The sequence below is a fragment of the Pseudomonas sp. PB101 genome (assembly GCF_009764265.1).
In the GTDB taxonomy this organism is placed as follows: Bacteria; Pseudomonadota; Gammaproteobacteria; order Pseudomonadales; family Pseudomonadaceae; genus Aquipseudomonas.
The window spans coordinates 43,640-63,566 of record NZ_RWIR01000013.1; the positions used below are offsets into that span (position 1 = coordinate 43,640).

At 56.8% G+C, this 19,927-nt stretch carries 16 protein-coding genes; 10 read left to right on the top strand and 6 right to left on the bottom strand.

What is annotated here, in order from left to right; all coding sequences use genetic code 11:
• The first annotated feature begins 26 nt into the window (after nucleotides 1-26).
• The 5 genes from EI969_RS03800 to EI969_RS03820 all read left to right on the top strand — a co-directional run bounded on the left by EI969_RS03800 (nucleotide 27) and on the right by EI969_RS03820 (nucleotide 5,915).
• Nucleotides 27-1,037 (top strand): polysaccharide biosynthesis protein, encoded by a 1,011-nt coding sequence (locus EI969_RS03800; RefSeq protein WP_160386004.1) that lies wholly within the window; start codon nucleotides 27-29, stop codon nucleotides 1,035-1,037.
• A complete protein-coding gene (gene wecB, locus EI969_RS03805; protein WP_160386005.1) occupies nucleotides 1,030-2,157 on the top strand; it encodes a non-hydrolyzing UDP-N-acetylglucosamine 2-epimerase in 1,128 nt (375 codons plus the stop codon). The genes EI969_RS03800 and wecB overlap by 8 nt, the downstream gene beginning before the upstream one ends.
• A 186-nt stretch (nucleotides 2,158-2,343) precedes the next feature.
• Nucleotides 2,344-3,369, top strand: a complete 1,026-nt coding sequence (locus tag EI969_RS03810; RefSeq protein WP_160386006.1) for a glycosyltransferase family 4 protein — start codon at nucleotides 2,344-2,346, stop codon at nucleotides 3,367-3,369.
• Between the two features lie 103 nt (nucleotides 3,370-3,472).
• Nucleotides 3,473-5,467 (top strand): nucleoside-diphosphate sugar epimerase/dehydratase, encoded by a 1,995-nt coding sequence (locus EI969_RS03815; protein WP_160386007.1) that lies wholly within the window; start codon nucleotides 3,473-3,475, stop codon nucleotides 5,465-5,467.
• 112 nt (nucleotides 5,468-5,579) lie between these two features.
• A complete protein-coding gene (locus EI969_RS03820) occupies nucleotides 5,580-5,915 on the top strand; it encodes a helix-hairpin-helix domain-containing protein (protein ID WP_160386008.1) in 336 nt (111 codons plus the stop codon).
• 68 nt (nucleotides 5,916-5,983) lie between these two features.
• Here EI969_RS03820 and EI969_RS03825 read toward each other — a convergent pair whose 3' ends face one another.
• On the bottom strand, nucleotides 5,984-7,753 hold the full coding sequence (locus tag EI969_RS03825) for a calcium-binding protein (protein ID WP_160386009.1): 1,770 nt from the start codon (nucleotides 7,751-7,753) through the stop codon (nucleotides 5,984-5,986).
• A gap of 290 nt (nucleotides 7,754-8,043) precedes the next feature.
• Between EI969_RS03825 and EI969_RS03830 the strand changes: the two genes are divergently transcribed.
• The 3 genes from EI969_RS03830 to EI969_RS03840 are packed head-to-tail and all read left to right on the top strand — an operon-like array spanning nucleotide 8,044 to nucleotide 12,513.
• Nucleotides 8,044-9,786, top strand: a complete 1,743-nt coding sequence (locus EI969_RS03830; protein ID WP_160386010.1) for a type I secretion system permease/ATPase — start codon at nucleotides 8,044-8,046, stop codon at nucleotides 9,784-9,786.
• Nucleotides 9,787-9,799: 13 nt separating this feature from the next.
• Nucleotides 9,800-11,122 carry an HlyD family type I secretion periplasmic adaptor subunit gene (locus tag EI969_RS03835; RefSeq protein WP_160386011.1) on the top strand — a complete coding sequence of 441 codons (1,323 nt, stop codon included), beginning with the start codon at nucleotides 9,800-9,802 and terminating at the stop codon, nucleotides 11,120-11,122.
• Between the two features lie 35 nt (nucleotides 11,123-11,157).
• Nucleotides 11,158-12,513: a TolC family outer membrane protein gene (locus tag EI969_RS03840; RefSeq protein ID WP_160386033.1), complete on the top strand. Its 1,356-nt coding sequence runs from the start codon at nucleotides 11,158-11,160 to the stop codon at nucleotides 12,511-12,513.
• Between the two features lie 57 nt (nucleotides 12,514-12,570).
• Here EI969_RS03840 and EI969_RS03845 read toward each other — a convergent pair whose 3' ends face one another.
• Nucleotides 12,571-14,076 (bottom strand): Wzz/FepE/Etk N-terminal domain-containing protein, encoded by a 1,506-nt coding sequence (locus EI969_RS03845; protein WP_256678221.1) that lies wholly within the window; start codon nucleotides 14,074-14,076, stop codon nucleotides 12,571-12,573.
• A gap of 242 nt (nucleotides 14,077-14,318) precedes the next feature.
• Here EI969_RS03845 and EI969_RS03850 point away from each other — a divergent pair, with 242 nt between their 5' ends.
• Together EI969_RS03850 and fabF are read left to right on the top strand one after the other, a co-directional pair.
• On the top strand, nucleotides 14,319-15,113 hold the full coding sequence (locus tag EI969_RS03850) for an SDR family oxidoreductase (RefSeq protein ID WP_160386012.1): 795 nt from the start codon (nucleotides 14,319-14,321) through the stop codon (nucleotides 15,111-15,113).
• 31 nt (nucleotides 15,114-15,144) lie between these two features.
• Nucleotides 15,145-16,419, top strand: coding sequence for a beta-ketoacyl-ACP synthase II (gene fabF / locus EI969_RS03855; protein ID WP_160386013.1), 1,275 nt, complete (start codon nucleotides 15,145-15,147; stop codon nucleotides 16,417-16,419).
• On the opposite strand, the gene EI969_RS03860 is transcribed toward fabF, so the two are convergent.
• The 4 genes from EI969_RS03860 to rfbD form a co-directional block, all read right to left on the bottom strand.
• Complete coding sequence (locus EI969_RS03860; protein ID WP_160386014.1) at nucleotides 16,416-16,976, bottom strand: TetR/AcrR family transcriptional regulator; 561 nt, start codon at nucleotides 16,974-16,976, stop codon at nucleotides 16,416-16,418. The two genes, fabF and EI969_RS03860, sit on opposite strands and share 4 nt — an antisense overlap.
• Nucleotides 16,977-17,143: 167 nt before the next feature.
• Nucleotides 17,144-17,311, bottom strand: a complete 168-nt coding sequence (locus EI969_RS03865; RefSeq protein WP_079246726.1) for a DUF2897 family protein — start codon at nucleotides 17,309-17,311, stop codon at nucleotides 17,144-17,146.
• A gap of 137 nt (nucleotides 17,312-17,448) precedes the next feature.
• Entirely contained in the window at nucleotides 17,449-18,813 is a 1,365-nt protein-coding gene (eat, locus tag EI969_RS03870) for an ethanolamine permease (RefSeq protein WP_160386015.1), read from the bottom strand.
• A 227-nt stretch (nucleotides 18,814-19,040) separates the two neighbouring features.
• A complete protein-coding gene (gene rfbD, locus EI969_RS03875) occupies nucleotides 19,041-19,910 on the bottom strand; it encodes a dTDP-4-dehydrorhamnose reductase (RefSeq protein ID WP_160386016.1) in 870 nt (289 codons plus the stop codon).
• Nucleotides 19,911-19,927: the final 17 nt, after the last annotated feature.

The following is a 19,927-nucleotide window of genomic DNA, read 5'->3' on the forward strand; positions in this document are numbered from 1 at the left end:
CAATCAGGTTTTGGAAGGTGGTAGATATGTTTGATAATAAGGTTTTGATGATCACGGGCGGTACGGGCTCGTTTGGCCATACGGTGTTGAAGCGTTTTCTGGATACCGACGTAAAAGAGATTCGCGTATTCAGCCGTGACGAGAAGAAGCAGGAAGACATGCGCATTGCTTTGTCCAATGACAAAGTGAAGTTCTACATCGGTGACGTACGTGACCGCGACAGCCTTGATCAGGCCATGGTGGGTGTGGATTACATTTTCCACGCCGCGGCCCTGAAGCAGGTACCTTCCTGCGAGTTTTACCCGATGGAAGCCGTGCGTACCAACGTCATGGGTACCGAAAACGTTTTGAATGCGGCCATTGCTTCGGGTGTGCAGCGTGTCGTTGTACTGAGTACCGACAAGGCTGTCTATCCGATTAATGCCATGGGTATTTCCAAGGCCATGGCCGAGAAGCTGATGGTTGCCAAGTCGCGGATGATCCCGGCTAAAGGCCCGGTGATCTGCGCAACCCGCTACGGCAATGTCATGGCGTCGCGCGGTTCGGTTATCCCGTTGTTCATCAAGCAGTTGCAAAGTGGCGAGCCGCTGACCGTCACCGACCCGAACATGACACGCTTTTTGATGTCGCTCGAGGATTCCGTCGACCTGGTTCTGCACGCGTTCGAACACGCCGAGCAAGGTGATATTTTCGTCCAGAAAGCACCTGCCTCGACCGTTGAGGACCTGGCGCAAGCGCTCAAGGAACTCTTTGCTCGCGACAATGACGTCAGGGTCATTGGCACCCGTCATGGCGAAAAACTTTACGAGTCGCTGATCTCTCGCGAAGAAATGGCCAAAGCCGAAGACATGGGGCGTTACTACCGCATTCCATCGGACAATCGTGACCTGAACTACAAGAAGTTCTTTGTTGAAGGCGAGAAGGAAATTTCCGATCTGGACGATTACACCTCGCACAATACCGAGCGTCTGGATGTGGAAGGCGTGAAGAAAGTTCTGTTGAATCTGGAATACATTCAGGAGCAGCTTGATGCTTAAGGTCATGACGCTGGTCGGTACGCGACCAGAACTTATCAAGATGAGCCGCGTCATTGCCGAGCTTGATAAGCAGGTTAATCATGTGTTGGTTCACTCGGGTCAAAACTACGACTTCGAATTGAATCAGGTTTTTTTCGATGACCTTGAAATTCGCAAGCCTGATTACTTCCTGGGTGCTGCAGGCGATACCGCAGCCAAGACCATCGCCGAAGTGATTTCCAAGGCGGATGAAGTATTCGAGGCCGAGAAGCCTGATGCGCTTCTGCTCTACGGCGATACCAACACCTGCCTGGCCGTCATTGCCGCCAAGCGCCGCAAGATTCCTGTGTTCCATATGGAAGCCGGTAACCGCTGCTTTGACCAGCGTGTCCCTGAAGAGCTCAATCGCAAGGTGCTCGATCACCTGAGCGATATCAACATGGTCCTGACTGAGCATGCCCGCCGCTACCTGATCGCCGAAGGCATTCGTCCTGAAACCATCATCAAGACCGGGTCGCACATGGAGGAGGTGCTCGACTATTACATGCCGAAAATCCTCACTTCCGACGTGCTGGCACGAGAAGGCCTGGAGCAGGACAAGTTCTTCATCGTCAGCGCTCACCGTGAAGAAAACGTCGATACGCCGGAAAACCTTCGCGACTTGCTCAAAACGCTGCGCGCCCTGGCGGACAAGTACCAGTATCCGATTATCGTTTCCACGCACCCTCGCACCCGCAAGCGCCTGGAAGCGATTGGTGAATCCCTCGATCACCCATTGATTCGTTTCTCGAAGCCATTCGGTCTGCTCGACTACATCAAGTTGCAGATGTCGGCGTTCTGCGTGCTGTCCGACAGCGGCACCATCACCGAGGAAGCCTCTCTTCTGAATTTGCCTGCCATTACCATTCGTAATGCGCACGAGCGTCCGGAAGGGATGGATGAAGGCACTCTCATCATGAGTGGCCTGAAAGTGGAAGGCGTGCTGGATGCCGTACGTGTGGTCACCAGCCAGCATGATCGCAGCCAGCGCGTTATCCCGGTCGTGAGGGATTACCAGGCAGGTCCTGTGTCGAAGCAGGTAGTTCGGGTCGTGTTGAGTTACACCGACTACATCAATCGTACTGTCTGGTCGAAATCCTGAGCGTCGTCGACGCTGCAGGTCGATATAAGCAAGACTCGAGAATTGCTGGGCTGGATTCCTCCGATCAGCGTCGATGAGGCGCTTGCGTCGACTGCCAATCACTACAAGGAAAGCCAGCGCCAAGCTGGCTTATGACAGTGCCGGTTCCTTGCAGAACCGGTTTTGGCTGTTTCAGGAAGTTGACCTTTGAACACAATATGGTTGTTGGCGTTGGTGGTGGGTGTTTCATTCTTGGGCACCGGTGCATTGCGCAAATACGCATTGGCACGCAGCTTGATAGATGTTCCTAACGCGCGTAGTTCACATTCGGTCCCGACCCCTCGGGGTGGTGGTGTGGCTATCGTCTTGAGTTTTCTGATTGCACTGCCTGTCCTGGCCTGGACAGATGCCGTCGCATGGCCGTTGGCGTTGGCTCTGCTGGGGGCCGGCGGCTGGATCGCGATCGTTGGTTTTCTCGATGACCATGGGCATATTGCCGCGCGTTGGCGCCTGCTTGCGCATTTCAGTGGTGCCATCTGGGCATTGTGCTGGATTGGGGGAATGGCGCCGATCAATCTGTTCGGTCACGAGTTCAGTCTCGGCTGGTTCGGCTATGTCATCGGGGCGTTCTATCTGGTCTGGATGCTCAACCTGTACAACTTCATGGATGGCATTGACGGCCTGGCCAGCGTCGAGGCGATTTGCGCCTGTGTCGGTGCTTGCCTGGTCTACTGGGTTGCGGGCAACACCAGTCTCGCCATTGCTCCGCTTGTACTGGCGATGGCCGTATCGGGTTTCCTTGCCTGGAATTTTCCGCCAGCGAAAATTTTCATGGGGGATGCCGGCAGTGGTTTCCTGGGCATCGTACTGGCGGTGATGTCGCTTCACGCGGCCTGGACCAATTCTCTGTTTCTCTGGGCCTGGCTCATTTTGTTGGGCGTCTTCATTGTGGATGCCACCTTTACCCTCATTCGTCGGCTGTTGCGCGGTGACAAGGTTTATGAGGCTCATCGCAGCCATGGCTACCAGTACGCTTCACGAAAATATCGCAGCCATCGGTCGGTCACGCTGGCAATCGCAGCGATCAATTTGTTGTGGTTAGTGCCAGTGGCTATATTGGTCGTCATGCAATATGTCGATGGCGTGACAGGATTGATCCTGGCCTACGTGCCTTTGGTGTTGCTGGCGTTCAAGTTTCACGCAGGCGAGTTGGAAATCGTCGGCAAGGCGTGATTGATGCATTGGGTCTTGAGCATTGCTTTGTCGGCAAGCGAGTTACCGAAAGCTGTAGTTGCTGTATCAATGCTAGGAGCTTCGAGAGGTGTTAAGAGGGGTTATGGATAAGATTCGGGCAAAGTTGTTAAGTCTGCCAAGACGACATAAACGCATTCTGCAGGTTATGACTGATACTTCCTTGGTCTGGTTTGCCCTGTGGATGGCGTTTGTCGTGCGTCTGGGGGTGGACGAGTTGATCAACCCGTTCACTGAGCATGTCTGGCTTTTTGTCAGTGCACCTGTCATCGCCATTCCTCTTTTCGTCCGCTTTGGCATGTACCGTGCCGTCATGCGTTATTTTGGCAATGACGCGCTCATTGCCATTATCAAGGCCGTAACACTTTCATCCTTGATACTTGGCGTTGTGGTGTATTGGTACAGTAATCATCAAAACGTCGTTCCTCGCTCGATCATTTTCAACTATTGGTGGTTGAGCCTGATCATGATCGGCGGCCTTCGCCTGGTCATGCGTCAGTATTTTATGGGCGACTGGTTCAGTGCGACTCAGCACGTTCCGTTTACAAACCGGGATGATGGACTGCCGAAAGTTGCTATCTACGGCGCGGGGGCAGCGGGTAATCAACTCGTTGCCGCGCTGCGGATGGGGCGTGTCATGCGGCCCGTGGCCTTTATCGATGACGATAGTGGCATCGCCGACAGGGTGATCTCCGGGTTGCAGGTGTTTCAGCCTGAAAATATCCAGCAAATGATCGACAACACTGGCGCCCAGGAAATCCTGCTCGCCATTCCTTCGTCCAACCGTGGACGTCGCCGCGAGATTCTCGGGTTTCTGGAAGGCTTTCCGCTGCACGTTCGAAGTGTCCCGGGATTCATGGACCTCGCCAGTGGCCGGGTCAAGGTCGACGATATCCAGGAAGTAGACATTGCCGACCTGCTCGGACGGGACGCAGTCCCGGCTCAGGCTGACTTGCTCGAACATTGCATCACGGGGCAGTCGGTGTTGGTCACGGGCGCTGGTGGTTCCATTGGCTCCGAGCTTTGCCGGCAGATTCTGGCGCTGCGCCCGACAACGCTTCTGTTGTTTGAACACAGTGAGTTCAATCTTTACTCCATCTTGTCGGAGCTGGAACAGCGGGTCGCCCGAGAGTCGCTGTCCATCCGTCTCCTGCCGATTCTCGGGTCGGTTCGTAACCCGGACAAGTTGCTGGATGTCATGAAAACCTGGCGAGTAGACACGGTGTATCACGCCGCGGCCTACAAGCATGTGCCCATGGTCGAACACAACATTGCCGAAGGTGTGCTCAATAATGTGATCGGCACGCTCAATACGGCCCAGGCCGCACTCCAGGCGGGAGTGGCCAACTTCGTCCTGATTTCGACGGACAAAGCTGTGCGACCTACCAATGTCATGGGCAGCACCAAGCGTCTTGCCGAGTTGACGTTGCAGGCGTTGAGTCGTGAGTTGGCTCCGGTATTGTTCGGCGATACGAGCAATGTTTCGCGTGTGAACAAGACGCGCTTCACGATGGTGCGGTTCGGTAATGTCCTGGGATCGTCGGGTTCGGTCATTCCGTTGTTTCACAAGCAGATCAAGTCGGGTGGTCCGCTGACTGTCACGCATCCGAAGATCACTCGGTACTTCATGACCATCCCTGAAGCTGCGCAGTTGGTGATCCAGGCGGGCTCCATGGGGCAGGGTGGTGATGTGTTCGTACTCGATATGGGTGAGCCTGTGAGGATCGTCGAGCTGGCCGAGAAGATGATCCATCTTTCCGGCCTGAGCGTGCGCTCGGAAAAGAACTTGCACGGTGACATCGCCATCGAGTTCACCGGGCTGCGTCCGGGCGAGAAGCTGTACGAAGAGCTGCTGATTGGAGACAACGTGGCGGCCACCCAACACCCGATGATCATGACGGCCAACGAGGATCATCTGTCCTGGGATGTGCTGAAGGTCAAGTTGACCGAGTTGCTGGCTGCCGTGGACCAGGACGACTATGCACGCGTCCGCCAGTTGCTGCGCGACACTGTCAGCGGCTATACCCCGGACGGTGAGATTGTCGACTGGATTTATCAGCAGCGCCGCCTCGAACCCTGATTGTTTCATATCCGGTAACGTACACATTTTTGACAGCTGAATGTCATGGCCTAAGTTTGGAGAGCAGCTTCGGAAAAGCTGCTTTCTCAAACGACGGCATGGAGCTTCACTAATGCGTACAAGCAGTTTCCACTCTCTGGTTTTTGCCCTTCTCGCCAGCGCCTCCCTTACGGCAATCGCCGCGCCTGCTAACCCGCCGGAGGTGATGAAAGCGCCTCTGGTGCAGGATGTGGCCGCCACGGCACCACTCGGCAAGGTCGATCTCAATAGTGCTGATGCACCTACGCTGCAACGCGAGCTGGCTGGAGTGGGCGAGGCCAAGGCCAAAGCGATTGTTGCTTATCGTGATAGTAACGGTGCGTTTGCATCCGTTGACGAGTTGCTGGAAGTGACGGGCATCGGCAAAGCGATTCTTGACCGCAACCGCGACAGGATCGAAGTGAACTGAGGTGTTGTAGAAACGAAAAAGGCCGATCATTGATCGGCCTTTTTCTTTGGAGAAACTAACGCCCGAACTCAGGCAAACAACATGTCGGTATTGTTCAGCAAGGTCGTCTGGCCCAGTAGCGTGATATTGCCACCGTGAGCGCCATCGCCGGCGGTGTCGAAAGTCACAAGCAGCCCGTTGTCTTGCAGCGTTTGCGTAACGGCCTTGGTCGAAGCCGTCCAGCCGTAGATATACAGGGTGTCTTCACCTTGTTTGAAGTCCTGGATGGTGTCTGAGCCCGAACCCGCGGTGAATGTGAAGAAGTCGTGCCCGTTTCCGCCGATCAACAGGTCGTTACCGGTACCGCCGACGATGAAGTCGCTTCCGTTACCTCCGATCAATACGTCGTTGCCATCGTGACCGTTCAGCGAGCAATTTGCATCCGAACGAGACTGGATGACGTCGTTGCCGCTGTTCAAGCCGGTGACACTGCCAGCCAGTATGGCGCCTGAGGTGCCGGTGTAGAGGATCTTGTCTGCCGAGCTGCCGCCGAAGATTTGATCGGCGTACCCGTAACCGCCATTGCCAGTGGCAGCCACGGTTTTGAAGTCTTTGAGCGGGTCAGCGTTGAACATAAAAATAGCGTCGCTGGCGGTGAGCAGGGTCGTACGGCCTTCGAGCAACATCCCTCCATCGAAACGTACATCGCCATCGATGTCATAACGAAGATAGACGCCGTCCTCGGTTACTGTCTGATCGACCCTCAAGTTGAAATCACTTTGCGAAATTTGTGTGCGGCCTGTACCGCCGGCACCGCTGACGCCGAGGAAAACGAGTTGATCTGCTCCTACACCGAAACTGTCGACGATATCGTTGAAGCCGTCGCCCTTGGAAAACGCATACTGGTCTGCACCGGCTCCGCCGGACATGTAGTCATCACCTGTACCGCCGACCAGGAGATCCGCCCGCATTCCGCCAATCAGGACGTCATTGCCTGCGTTGCCATAGAGTTGACCAGCGGAAAAATGCAGAGCGAGCGTGTCATTACCCCCGCCTCCGATCAGATTGGCAAACACCGGGCTGATCGAACTGCCGTCATAGGAAATAAAGTCCGCGCCCGCGGTCCCTGTTATAGTGGCTCGTGAGTTTTCGGTGGTTGCGTTGCTATCGGTAAAGTGCGTGACGGTTGGATCGCCCGGAGCGGTTACTACCGTATAGTCAAAAACTCCACTAAGGGAGTTGGCAATGCTGTCCAGCAAGGTGTCGCTCAGACTGTCGCTACTGGTATAGAGCTTATGCTCTGAAGTGATAACTTGCGCTGCATAGAGATTGGCCAGGCGCAAGCCTTCTGCGCCTGTCTCTGACCATCCGGATACACTGGAATTATGAGGAATGAAGTTTTCAATATCGTCTGCGTTCATCATGTCTTTGACACCGACACGCTCGCCCGTGCGAACGTCGGTGTAATAGACGTTATAGTCCGCGTCCTGGATTTCCCACTTGTTGGTTGTGGTATTGAAAACTTCAATGTACGTATGTCCCTGGAAGTATCCCTGGGAGTCTGCGTACGTCCAGATGGTGCGTTTTTGCAGGCCAAGCTCCGCGCAGAGACCGCTGAATACGTTAACTATGTTGCCGCACAGAAGTTCTGCGCGTTCCGCAGTCGGGTCGCCTGTGACGGTTTTATAAATTTGCTCGGCGGAATAAAAAGGGTCATTGCCGTGGACTGCCCACCAGGCGCCATCCGAGTGAGTTGTATTGTTGGACAGCAGTTCACGCGCCACATCCTGGATCAGCATGCCCGTTGCAGCCGCTTCTTGTCGGACGATATTGGCGAGTAAAGCAAAATAATTGGTCAAAACTGACTCCGCAATGATTGGGTGGCCGCTCCCTGTACCCGAATCGCTCTGTAAACGGCGTTGCAGGCCAATAATTTCACATATATTACAGTCATTTGGCCGCTATGTTAAATAACCCATACTGACTATAGCGGAATTATGACACCTCAGAGAGTCACGACCAGCGCTGCTCGTCGACTGCATCACCAAGCCAGGATAGTGGCGATTTCATTCTGCAAACGTTGCTCAGGTGATACACTCGCGCGCCCCGCAATCCCCGATCAACACACTAGGTTGTCAGTTCCGAGATGATGCGCAGTACGCCCGAAAACAGCTTGCAGGTAGCCCTGAGGGCCTGCAGGAGCAGTTTCATATCGGTGGGTTTTTTCAGCCTGTTCATCAATGCACTGATGTTGGTCCCGACCTTCTACATGCTTCAGGTCTACGGACGGGTAGTCACGGGCGGCAGCCTGACGACGCTGGCCATGTTGACCATTATTCTGACCTTCCTGCTGGTGACGATGGGGCTGCTGGAGTGGGTACGCTCGCGAATCATGGTGCGTGTCAGCACCAGGCTCGACGTCCTGCTCGGCCGGGATGTCTACCGGGCCAGTTTCAAGCGGGCACTGGACAGCGGTGGCCAGGACGCGTCGGCCCAACCGCTCAGCGACCTGACCGGGCTGCGTCAATTCATGTCCGGGAATGGCCTGTTCGCGTTTTTTGATGCGCCGTGGCTGCCGATCTATGTCGCGGTGCTGTTCCTGTTTCATCCCTGGTTTGGCTGGACGGCGATCGGTTGTGCGGTGATCTTGCTGGCGCTGGCCAGTATCAATGAGCAATCCACGGGCAAGGTTCTGGCAGCGGCCAATAAAGAGAGCATTGGTTCGACGCTGCAAACCAACAAGAATTTGCGCAATGCCGAAGTGATCGAATCCATGGGCATGCTTGACTCCCTCATGTCGCGCTGGAGTCTGCGCCACAAGAAAGTGCTGCTGTTGCAATCCCGAGCCAGTGACCGCAGCGGGATCATCACCTCGATATCAAAAACATTTCGCCTGCTTGTTCAATCACTGATTCTGGGGCTTGGCGCTTATCTGGCGGTCAGCCATGAGATCAACCCCGGGCTGGTGATTGCAGGTTCCGTGCTGTTGGGCCGAGCGCTGGCCCCTCTGGACTTGATGATCGGCAGTTGGAAGGGGTTCATCGCGGCCCGTTCACAGTACGCGCGTCTGAACAGTATTCTCGACCAGCAAAGTGCCGAACCCGAGCGTATGCAATTGCCCGCTCCGATCGGTCATGTGACGGTCGAGAACCTCACCCTGGGGGCTCCCGGTGCCAAGACCCCGATCATCAAAGGCATCGGTTTCAACGCACCGGCCGGTGCAATGATCGGTGTCGTCGGCCCAAGCGCCTCGGGCAAGTCGACGCTTGCCAAGGCCTTGGTGGGCGTGTGGAAGCCGCAGCATGGCGTCGTCCGTCTGGATACTGCCGATATCGCCAATTGGGACAAAGGCCAATTGGGACCACACCTCGGGTATCTGCCGCAAGACATTGAATTGTTCGAAGGCACTATCAGCGACAACATCGCGCGTTTTGGTGTCGTGGATCCGGACAAGGTGGTGCTGGCGGCCAGGACCGCAAGTGTCCATGAAATGATTCTGATGCTGCCCGATGGCTACGACACGGTCATCGGCGAGGGGGGCATCAATCTGTCGGGCGGGCAGCGGCAACGCATCGGGTTGGCCCGCGCAATCTATGGCAGCCCACGGCTTATCGTGCTGGATGAGCCAAACGCTCACCTCGACGAAGTCGGCGAGCGCGCGCTGGCGTTGGCGTTGCAACAGATAAAACTCACCGGGGCAACGGTTTTCGTGATCGCCCACCGGACCTCGATTCTGGCCCAGCTCGACCGCTTGCTGGTGATGAACGCCGGCACGATCAGTTTGTACGGTCCGCGGGATCAGGTCCTCGCGCAACTCAATGCACAACAGTTGCCCGCCCAGCAAAAGCCCGCCGCACGGGCAGGTACAGAAGTCGCTTCGACCGAAGGTTGACAGGAAGTTATCGATGAACCGCACGCTCACCACTCCTGCCGATACTTTCGCAGATCTGCCCATGTCCGACGGATCCGTACGCCGTAAAGGATTTCTCATTGTATTCGTGACGTTCGGCCTGTTTGGCGGATGGGCGACGTTTGCTCCGCTTGACGGCGCGGCTTACGCGCCGGGCGTCGTTACCGTGCAAACGTATCGCAAGACGGTGCAGCATCTGGAGGGCGGGATCGTCAAGGACCTGCTTGCCCATGATGGCGATGTCGTGAAAAAAGGCGACCCGATCATCGTGCTCGATGACGCTCAACTGCGCTCCGAGTATGAAATGACCCGCAGTCAGTTGATTGCTGCCAGGACAATGGAGGCGCGCCTGCTCGCCGAGCGCGATGACCTGCCGGCGATCGCATTCCCGAAGGACCTCATTTCCGATAATCAGCGAAGTGCCGAGGCGCGTTACGGCGAGACTCAGGTGTTCAACGCAAGGCGTAGCTCGCGACTTGGACAGATCTCTGTCCTGCAGGAACGTATTGGTCAGCTGAACCAGCAAATCAAGGGAACCGACACCATGATCGGTACCAAGACCAACTTGCAAGAGTCCTACAGCGGCGAAATTGCCGAACTGAAAGAATTGCTGGCCCAGGGGTTTGTCGATAAACAGCGGATGCTGGAACAGGCGCGCAAGTTGGACTTGCTCAAGTCCGAAGTGGCGGACCACCGCTCGACAAACATCAAGACCCGGTTGCAGATCAACGAAACCCAGTTGCAGATCCTGCAGATCGACAAGGACTTCAACGCCGACGTTACCAAACAGTTGGCAGAGACCCAGACCAAGGCCTACGACTTGCAGGAAAAAGCCTCGGCGCTGGAGGATCGGCTGAGCAGGGTGGTTATCCGCGCTCCGGATGACGGGATGGTGATCGGCATGACGGTTCACACCATCGGTGGCGTTGTGCGCCCGGCGACGCCCTTGCTGGATATCGTTCCATCGGTTTCCGATCTGGTGGTCGAGGCGCAGGTCTCGCCCAATGACATCGATCGAATCGCTGTCGGCAAGTTGGCGGACATTCGCTTCAATGCCTTCAACACGGCGACGACACCTGTCATCGAAGGTCGAGTGACGAGCGTATCCGGCGACCGCCTGATCAACGAAAAAACCAGTGCGCCGTATTACCTGGCACGGATCAGTGTGACGGGCGAAGGGGCGCGCAAACTGGGTGATCGCAAGCTGTTGGCGGGCATGCCGGCAGACGTATTGATCAACACCGGAGAGCGCACCATGCTGCAGTACTTGTTGCAGCCGGCACGTAACGTTATTGCCCAGTCGATGATCGAGGAGTGATCGTGCGCCTGTTTCCCTGCCTGGTGTTGGGCTCGATGGCAGTGCCTGTTCACGCTGTCGAAGCGCCCGTCGCGACACCGCCAACGGCTTCGGTCAGCAAGCAGAACTACTCGGTTGACTTGATGCAGCTGTACCGTGAGTCACGCCTGGAAGACCCGCGGGTGATCGCTTCCTACTCCAAGGCTCAATCCGGGCTCGAAGAGCAGAACCAGGCATTCGGTAGCCTGTTGCCCTCGGTAACCGCTAACGCCGGTTACAACCGGATCAAGCAGACCAATCTTCAAGTCGACGAGGCCTACAACAGTCGTAACTATTCGGTGGGCTTGACCCAGCCGTTGTACAACAAGGCTGCCTGGGAAAACTACCAGCGCTATAAAAGCCTGGCAAAGCAGGCGGACTCCGAGTCAAAGGAGGCTCAGGCCGAGGCAACCGTGGACCTTGCGCAGCGTTATTTCGCAGCACTGGCTGCCGATGATGAGCTTGAGCTGGTGCAGGCCGAACGCAGGGCTACCCAGAAAAACCTCGACCGGGTGAGTGCGCTTTACAGCAAGCAGCTGGCGATGGTTACCGATTTGCTGGATCTGCAGGCGCGAGTCGATTCGCTGGCGGCCCAGGAAGTCGATGCGCGGAACCAGGTCAGCCTTAGCCGTGTTGCGTTGTCGGAAATTATCGGACGACCGGTCAAAGAGAAGCTCAGTCGTGTCCGCAATGATGTCGAGTTGAGGGTATCCGCCGAAAGCCTGGAAAGCTGGGTAAACCTGGCGATCGCCGACAATCCGGCGATCAAGGCCAGTGAAAATGCTCAGGACGCTGCCGAGGCTGCCCTGCGCTCCGGTAAGGGCGGGCACTATCCAACGGTCAATCTGAACCTGAGTGCACAGCAGACCAACGAGGGGTACAACAATTCGTTGGCGCCGAAGACCGACAGCTATGTCGCGGGTGTGGGAGTACAGATTCCGATTTATAGCGGTGGCACTACGTCCGCGCGGGTAAGGCAGTTGTATCAGGATCAGCTCACCGCAGAGCAGCAGTTGGTAGCGACGCGCCGTCAGGTGGTCAAGGAAACGACCAACGCGTATTTGACTGCAGACTCAAGTGTGGAAAAGATTCATGCCAATCGCAATGCACTGGCCTCGGCCGAGCAGTCGCGCATTGCAGCAGAAAAGGCATTTACTTACGGCGTGGTCAATGCTGTGGATGTATTGACCGCCGTGCAGAACGAATTCAAGGCACGTCGCGATCTGCTCAAGACTCAATACGACTTTATAACCAACTTGTTCATCCTGAATCGTTGGGCCGGAAAGTTGTCGGAAGAAAGTGTCGAGAACGTTAATGTCTGGTTGAGCGGGAATGATCAGGCGATCACTTCATCAGTGGCACTGCGCGAATAAGTTGTCGTCCGTTAACCAAGTCGGCTGCGCTTGCAGAGCAAGCGCAGCGCTTGACAATTAGCGACGAGATGCCTGCAGTGAAAACAGGGCGCGACGAAGAATCGCGACACCGACGCCGAGGATGAGTCCGAAGACCAGGCCAAATCCAACGATCAGGGCTTTCTTCGGTTTAATCGGCCCTAGAGGTGGTGTGGCATCTTTATCAACTTGAACCAGGTTGAACTGATCGAAGTTTACATCCAGTTGTTTCAAGTGAGTCAACTCTCCGCGGATATCCGCGAACTCCTTGAGAAACAGCTCAGGATGATTGCGTTCTTTGAGCAGTGCCGCTTCGCGGTTGGTGGCCAGCAGGCTGAGTTCTTTTTGAATTTCATCGATGCGCGGCTCGGTGAAGTCATCGGAATTACGAGTTACCAGGGTGGCGCGTTCCGCTTCCAGTGCCGCCTGTCCCAGGAAATACAGCGGTATTTTCTGATTGTTGACTTCAGTGCGGATCATGTTGCCCTGATGTGCCTGCTCTCCATCTCCCAGCGCCGAAGGCGTGGTGGGTTTTACGATGCCGAGTTTCTTGGCGATGACGATGGCTTCATCAAGCTCTTTGATGCGGTTCTGGCGACGGCTTTGCAGTTGTTGACGCAGTGCTTTGAGTTCGTCTTGAAGTACTTGTTTCTTTAATTGATCTTTTTCCAGCAGGTGCGCGATCTTGGAGTCTTTTTCCGCCTCATAGACGGATTTTTTTGACTCCAGTTTCTTTTCTACATTCTCGATGCGGTTGGCAATCAGTGTTTTCAGGTTTGCAGCGACTTTTTCTTTTTCGGCTTTGACGACGAAGTCGGTAAAACCTTTCAAGATGCCTACACCATCTACACCCTGAGGGTATCTGAGACTAAGACCAACGGCTTCGGTAAGGCTGGAGCTCTTTCTAGGGTCGATTTTTTCAAGCGAAAATGCTTTTTCGTTGAACTTCTCAAAAGCCTCTTCAATGGATTGCCCTGGTGCCTGCAATGGTGCAAGGAACTGTGGGTTGGTCTGGAAGAACTTCAGGCGGACATCATAAGACTGCATGGAAGAGCCGATGTTGTTCAGCGCTTCATTTGGCTGGATTCTGTAAAGTCCGGCTTCATTCAACTCGTCCAGGTCTGCCATTGGAACAGGTCGAAGAGTTGTTTCGACTTCATATTCCGGAGTTGCCAATAAGGCATAAGCAATGGCGGCGGTAACAGTCAGTGCAGTAAACAGTAAAACAATCGGCCGTTGGCTCCAGATGCTACCAATCAGCTCCTTTACTTCAGCAACGTCGTGTCGAGGGGTATCAATTGTATTTACTGGAATGTTCATTACACGCTCTGAAAAATTTGGACAGACGCTCCACAGTGTTTCCGGAAAATTATCGTCATCCAGGTTGGAAAATTTACATCTGGTTAAATTTTTTTGGATTTTCCTGCATTTGATACCAAACAGCAAGGGTGAGAAACGCTCGCAGTTACCAACGCAAGGCGGATTAAAGACTGATTCGACGCGTGTGATCCTGCGCTTCGGTGCCGTTGAAAGCACGTGTTTCATTCCCTCCACCATTGGTCGGAAGTCACGCAATACCGTTCATTCCATCACATGGGTTTGACGCGCTTTCATGTTCATTAAGGGTCTACTCTGATTTTGCCCGGGCCACCGACGAGAGCCGAGTGTTTCTCGGGGGAAAAAATTACGGCTATCATATTGAGTTTGGATTATGACTATAATATAAACTGCTTGCGCCGAAGTGCTTTGGCGTCAGGCGTCATTCAGCATCCTTCAGGAGCAATGTCATGAATTCAGTTCAGTCCCAAGGTACGGCTCTCGTCACTGGCGCATCTTCCGGTATCGGGGCGGTTTACGCTGAGCGGTTGGCAGCCCGCGGTTTTGATTTGTTGCTGGTGGCTCGCGACGAGCAGCGACTGCAGGCAGCGGCAAGCAAGCTGCGCTCGGAGCATGGGATCAAGGTCGAAGTGCTGAAGGCGGATCTGACCCAGAAAGCAGACGTGCTGCAACTCGAACAGCGATTACGCAGCGACTCGAGCATCAGCCTGTTGCTCAATAACGCCGGTGTGGCGGCGGACGGATTATTGGCCAATGCCGATCTCGATCAGTTGGAGCGCATGATCCAGTTGAATATCACCGCTGTCACGCGATTGGCCGCGGCGGCCGCAGCAGGTTTTACCAAGGCCGGGCGCGGCACGATCATCAATATTGCTTCGGTGGTGGCATTGTTTCCCGAGCGCTTCAATGCGACGTACAGCGCCAGCAAGGCTTATGTATTGAGCCTGACTCAATCGTTGAACGCCGAGCTGGACGGCACCGGGGTGAAGCTCCAGGCGGTGCTGCCCGGTGTGACACGCACCGAGATCTGGGAGCGCTCTGGCATCGATGCGTCACAGATACCAGCAGACATGGTGATGGAGGCGGGGGAGATGGTCGATGCGGCGTTGTCGGGCCTGGATCAGGGTGAATTGGTCACCATTCCTTCTTTGCCCGATGCGGCGGATTGGGAGGCGTTCGTGGCGGCGCGTCATGTGATGGCGCCTAACCTTTCCAAAAGCAAGGCCGCTTCCCGTTATCGGTAAGCGCCATCAACCGGCTTGAGGTGTGTGCGGTATGAAAGATCGTCGTGTGGTTGTAACGGGCATGGGCCTGGTGTCGCCGTTGGGCAGCGGTGTCGAAGTGGTCTGGGAGCGCTTGCTGGCCGGGCGTTCCGGGCTGCGCAATCTGCCGGATGAGGTGGTTGCCGACCTGCCGGCCAAGGTAGGCGGTGCGGTGCCGACGCTGGCAGATGATCCGCTGGCGGGTTTCGATCCGGACCGGGCAACCCCGCCCAAGGAACAGAAGAAGATGGACCGCTTCATTCTGTTCGCCATGGAAGCCGCGCGTCAGGCACTGGAGCAAGCCGGCTGGCAAGCGCTGGACGCCAATGCCCAGGAGCGCACGGCGACCATCATCGGTTCCGGAGTGGGTGGTTTCGGCGCGATTGCCGACGCGGTGCGCACCACCGATAGCCGTGGGCCGAGACGTTTGTCGCCATTCACCATTCCTTCATTCCTGGTCAACCTCGCGGCCGGTCATGTGTCGATCCAGCATGGTTTCAAGGGGCCACTAGGCGCGCCGGTCACGGCATGCGCTGCCGGGGTTCAGGCGATTGGCGACGCGGCGCGGCTGATTCGTGCGGGTGAAGCGGATATCGCGGTGTGCGGCGGTGCGGAGGCGGCGATCGATCGGGTCAGCCTTGCCGGGTTCGCGGCTGCTCGTGCCCTGTCCAGCGGCTACAACGAAACACCCGAGCGCGCTTCACGACCTTTCGACAGCGGGCGGGATGGCTTTGTCATGGGGGAAGGGGCCGGGCTTCTGGTCATCGAGTCTCTGGACCATGCGCTGGCCCGGGGCGCCCAGCCGCTGGCGGAGCTGGTCGGCTACGGTACCAGCGCCGATGCCTATCACCTGACCGCCGGCCCCGAGGATGGCAGTGGGGCGCGGCGAGCGATGTCGTTGGCATTGGCACAGGCCGGTGTTTCTCCGGCTCAGGTCCAGCATTTAAATGCGCATGCCACCTCGACTCCGGTGGGTGATCTGGGTGAGTTGGCGGCGATCAAGGCGTTGTTCGGTGCGCAAAACGGCATTGCCGTGACATCGACCAAGTCGGCGACCGGGCATTTGCTCGGTGCAGCGGGCGGACTCGAAGCGATCTTTACGCTGCTGGCGATTCGCGACCAGGTCGTGCCGGCGACCCTCAATTTCGAGAATCCGGACCCTGCCGCTGAAGGCGTGGACATCGTTCATGGTAGTGCGCGGCCGATGGCCATCGAATACGCGTTGTCCAACGGCTTCGGATTTGGCGGGGTCAATGCCAGCGTGTTGTTCAAGCGTTGGCAGGGTTAGTCCTGGGCGGAGCGTTTGAGGTGTTCACGTGCGACGTCGAGAATCCGTTGGGCAAACTCGGCGTCTGCAACACTGCGCGATAACAGCAGGGCGCCGACCAGCGTGGACATGATGACGATGCTGCGCTCGGCGCTGTGCTCGCCGTCAAGGGTGTGCCGGATCTGATCGAGTCGCGCCTGGAGCACGGCGTCGCTGGTTGGACTCGGTTGGCCACGCAGCCCCAGTTCCGAAGAGATGGTCAGCAACGGACAACCCTCGTGAGGTGAGGTTTGATGCCATTCGGACAGGTAGGTGTCGATGAATGCTTCGAGCGGGTGTTCCTCGGCGAAGATTTGCGCGCACAACTCATCGACTTGTACGCCAGCCTCTTGCAGGGCTTTTTCTACCAGTTCGTCCTTGGACTTGAAGTGCGAGTAAAAGCCACCGTGGGTCAAGCCAAGTGCTTTCATCAGGGGTTGCAGCCCGGTCGCGCCGATGCCGTCGCGTCGGAATCGCGCTGAAGCTTCCTTGATAATGCGTTGGTGGGTCTGGGCTTTATGGTCCTGCGAGTAACGCATCTGATATCTCCGCATCAATGCGGTCCATATTAACCAATGAAAATTGCATGGTGACTGTACTTCTACTTCTAAAAAGCATGCAGATGCTTCGATATGGGTACAAAGCGGCGTGATTTCGGGAGATTCCACGTAAAAATAAACCCCGCCGTTGCAGGCGGGGTTTTCATTCAGCGGTCCTGCGCTTCCTTGGCGTCCATTTCCGCATTGCGTTCGGCGACACGCTTACGTTGCTCTTCAGTCAGTTCGACCTTGTTGGCGGTGTCACGCAGCATCATCAGACCACCAACGATCGAGCCGATGGCAACGACCAGAATCAACCAGGCATACCAGGGCATAGGACTCTCCTTGAGAAGCAGGCGGGCGAGGATTCGCCAACCGATCGTGCATAGCATTTCGAGTGATGGGGGATCATCGCAGTTCCATCGCTATCACCCCATTCTATGCCTGTTGTTCAAGGTTCACCCGAACGCATTCAATGTCCGGTCAGCATCGCATCCGCCGGTGCGTCGGCGCGCAACTGCGCGGTGAGCATGAAGTAGACGAAACCCGCCGCCATGAAGCCCAGGAAGATAAGACCGATCAAGGTGTTGAACCAGGCCATTGCCACCAGGCACACCACCGCCAGCATCAATGCAATGAACGGCACCAGCGGGTAGCAGGGGGCGCGGAAGGTGCGCTCCAGGTTTGGCTCGGTTTTACGCAGTTTGAACAGGCTGAGCATGCTCATGATGTACATCACGATGGCGCCGAACACGGCCATGGTGATCATCGCGGCGGTCAGCGTCATGCCGCCGAGGTTGATCAGGCCGTCGCTGTAGATGGCTGCGATGCCGATCACGCCGCCGGCGATGATCGCCCGGTGCGGGGTTTGAAAGCGCGACAACCTGGCCAGGGATGCCGGCAGGTAACCGGCCCGGGCGAGGGCAAAGAACTGCCGCGAGTAGCCAAGGATGATCCCGTGGAAGCTCGCCACCAGGCCGAACAGGCCGATCCACACCAGCATGTGCAGCCAGCCCGAGCTTTCGCCTACCACGGTTTTCATCGCCTGCGGCAGCGGGTCGTTGATGTTCGACAGGGTGCGCCAGTCGCCGACGCCACCGGCGAAGAACATCACGCCCATCGCCAGCAGCACCAGGGTCAGAATACCGCTGATGTAGGCCTTGGGAATCGTGCGTTTCGGGTCCTTGGCTTCTTCGGCGGCCATGGCCGCGCCTTCGATGGCGAGGAAGAACCAGATGGCAAATGGGATTGCCGCGAACATCCCGGCAATCGCCGGAGCACCGAACACGTCGGAGCCGGCCCAGCCATTGAGCGCGAAGTTGCTGAAGCTGAAGGCCGGAGCGACCACGCCCATGAACACCAGCAGTTCAGCGACCGCCAACACACAGACCACCAGTTCGAAGGTCGCCGCCAGTTTCACGCCAAGGATGTTGAGGCCCATGAACACGATGTAGGCACCGACTGCCGCGTGTTTCGGGTCCAGGGCTGGAAACTGCACATTGAGGTAGGCGCCGATGGCCAGGGCAATCGCCGGTGGTGCGAAGACGAATTCGATCAAGGTCGCCAGTCCGGCGATCAATCCACCTTTTTCGCCAAAGGCGCGACGGCTGTAGGCAAAGGGGCCGCCAGCGTGAGGAATGGCGGTGGTCAGCTCGGTGAAACTGAAGATGAAACAGGTGTACATGGTGGCGACCATGAACGAGGTCACCAGGAAGCCCAACGTCCCGGCCACGCCCCAGCCATAGCTCCAGCCAAAATACTCCCCGGAAATCACCAGCCCGACCGCAATGCCCCACAGATGCAATGTGCCCAGTGTGGGTTTTAGTTGTGTGTTCATGTGATTGCTCCCTGAGTGGTTTGGAAAGCTCAGGGGAGGGCTTTGCAGCGGACGTGCCATTTTGCGGTGGTACGTCGTAATAGCGGGAAAGCTGTCGTATCGGGGATGTTCGCTACTGAATGCGCGAACTTTGTGCGTCAGTCAGGGGCGCCGTTGCGGCCAGTGCCGCTTTCGCGAGCGAGCCCGCATGCCCGCTACCCGACACCGGTCCGGGGACCGGTTGATGCTCAGGGTTGTTCAGTCAGGCATTCGCGCAGCGCCGTTTGCCAGTCGGGCTGGCTGACGCCCCAGTCGCGCTGCAGGCGACTGCAATCGAGGCGCGAGTTGAGCGGCCGGGCGGCGGGTGTGGGGTAATCGCTGGACGGGATCGCAATCAGCGTGGCGCAGGGCTTGCCCTGTTGTCGCAGCGCTTCGCCGATCGCCTGGGCGAAACCAAACCAGGAGGTCTCGCCTTGAGCGCTCAGGTGATAAGTGCCCCAGTCAGCCACTTCGTTCGCCTGCCAGCGTTCAATCAGGGCAAGGGTGCTGTTGGCGATGGTGCCGGCCCAGGTCGGCGCTCCGATTTGATCGGCGACGACACGCAACTCCGGTTTCTCTTGCAGCAGACGTTGCATCGTCAGCAGAAAGTTACGCCCATGGGTTGAATAGACCCAGCTGGTACGCAGGATCAGGTGTTTGCCTTGCACGTCCCGGATGGCCTGCTCACCGGCCAGTTTGCTCTTGCCGTACACCCCGAGCGGATTGGGTGTGTCGTCCTCGGTGTAAGGCCCGGCTTTCATCCCGTCGAACACATAGTCCGTGGAGTAATGGATCAACGGAATGTCGAGCGCCAACGCTTCTTCGGCAAGGACGCCGGGAGCTACGGCGTTGATGGCGAAGGCTGCTTGCGGCTCGCTTTCTGCCAGGTCAACCGCCGTATGGGCCGCGGCGTTGATGATCAGGTCAGGCCGGATGTTCTGCACCTGACGGCGAACCTGATCGGGCTGCGCGAGATCGAGCTGATCGCGACCCAATACGATCAGTTCGCCGACAGCCCGCAGTCGCCGCTGCAATTCATGTGAAACCTGACCGTGCCGGCCATTGATGAGTACTTTCACTGGAACAGTCCGGTCTT

Excerpts from the sequence above, each read along its gene's own strand:
- EI969_RS03800 (WP_160386004.1), top strand. The coding sequence starts at position 27 with ATGTTTGATAATAAGGTTTTGATGATCACGGGCGGTACGGGCTCGTTT.
- wecB (WP_160386005.1), top strand. The coding sequence starts at position 1,030 with ATGCTTAAGGTCATGACGCTGGTCGGTACGCGACCAGAACTTATCAAG.
- EI969_RS03815 (WP_160386007.1), top strand. The coding sequence starts at position 3,473 with ATGGATAAGATTCGGGCAAAGTTGTTAAGTCTGCCAAGACGACATAAA.
- EI969_RS03820 (WP_160386008.1), top strand. The coding sequence starts at position 5,580 with ATGCGTACAAGCAGTTTCCACTCTCTGGTTTTTGCCCTTCTCGCCAGC.
- EI969_RS03830 (WP_160386010.1), top strand. The coding sequence starts at position 8,044 with ATGCGCAGTACGCCCGAAAACAGCTTGCAGGTAGCCCTGAGGGCCTGC.
- EI969_RS03835 (WP_160386011.1), top strand. The coding sequence starts at position 9,800 with ATGAACCGCACGCTCACCACTCCTGCCGATACTTTCGCAGATCTGCCC.
- EI969_RS03840 (WP_160386033.1), top strand. The coding sequence starts at position 11,158 with ATGGCAGTGCCTGTTCACGCTGTCGAAGCGCCCGTCGCGACACCGCCA.
- EI969_RS03845 (WP_256678221.1), bottom strand. The coding sequence starts at position 14,076 with ATGAAACACGTGCTTTCAACGGCACCGAAGCGCAGGATCACACGCGTC.
- EI969_RS03850 (WP_160386012.1), top strand. The coding sequence starts at position 14,319 with ATGAATTCAGTTCAGTCCCAAGGTACGGCTCTCGTCACTGGCGCATCT.
- fabF (WP_160386013.1), top strand. The coding sequence starts at position 15,145 with ATGAAAGATCGTCGTGTGGTTGTAACGGGCATGGGCCTGGTGTCGCCG.
- EI969_RS03860 (WP_160386014.1), bottom strand. The coding sequence starts at position 16,976 with ATGCGTTACTCGCAGGACCATAAAGCCCAGACCCACCAACGCATTATC.
- EI969_RS03865 (WP_079246726.1), bottom strand. The coding sequence starts at position 17,311 with ATGCCCTGGTATGCCTGGTTGATTCTGGTCGTTGCCATCGGCTCGATC.
- eat (WP_160386015.1), bottom strand. The coding sequence starts at position 18,813 with ATGAACACACAACTAAAACCCACACTGGGCACATTGCATCTGTGGGGC.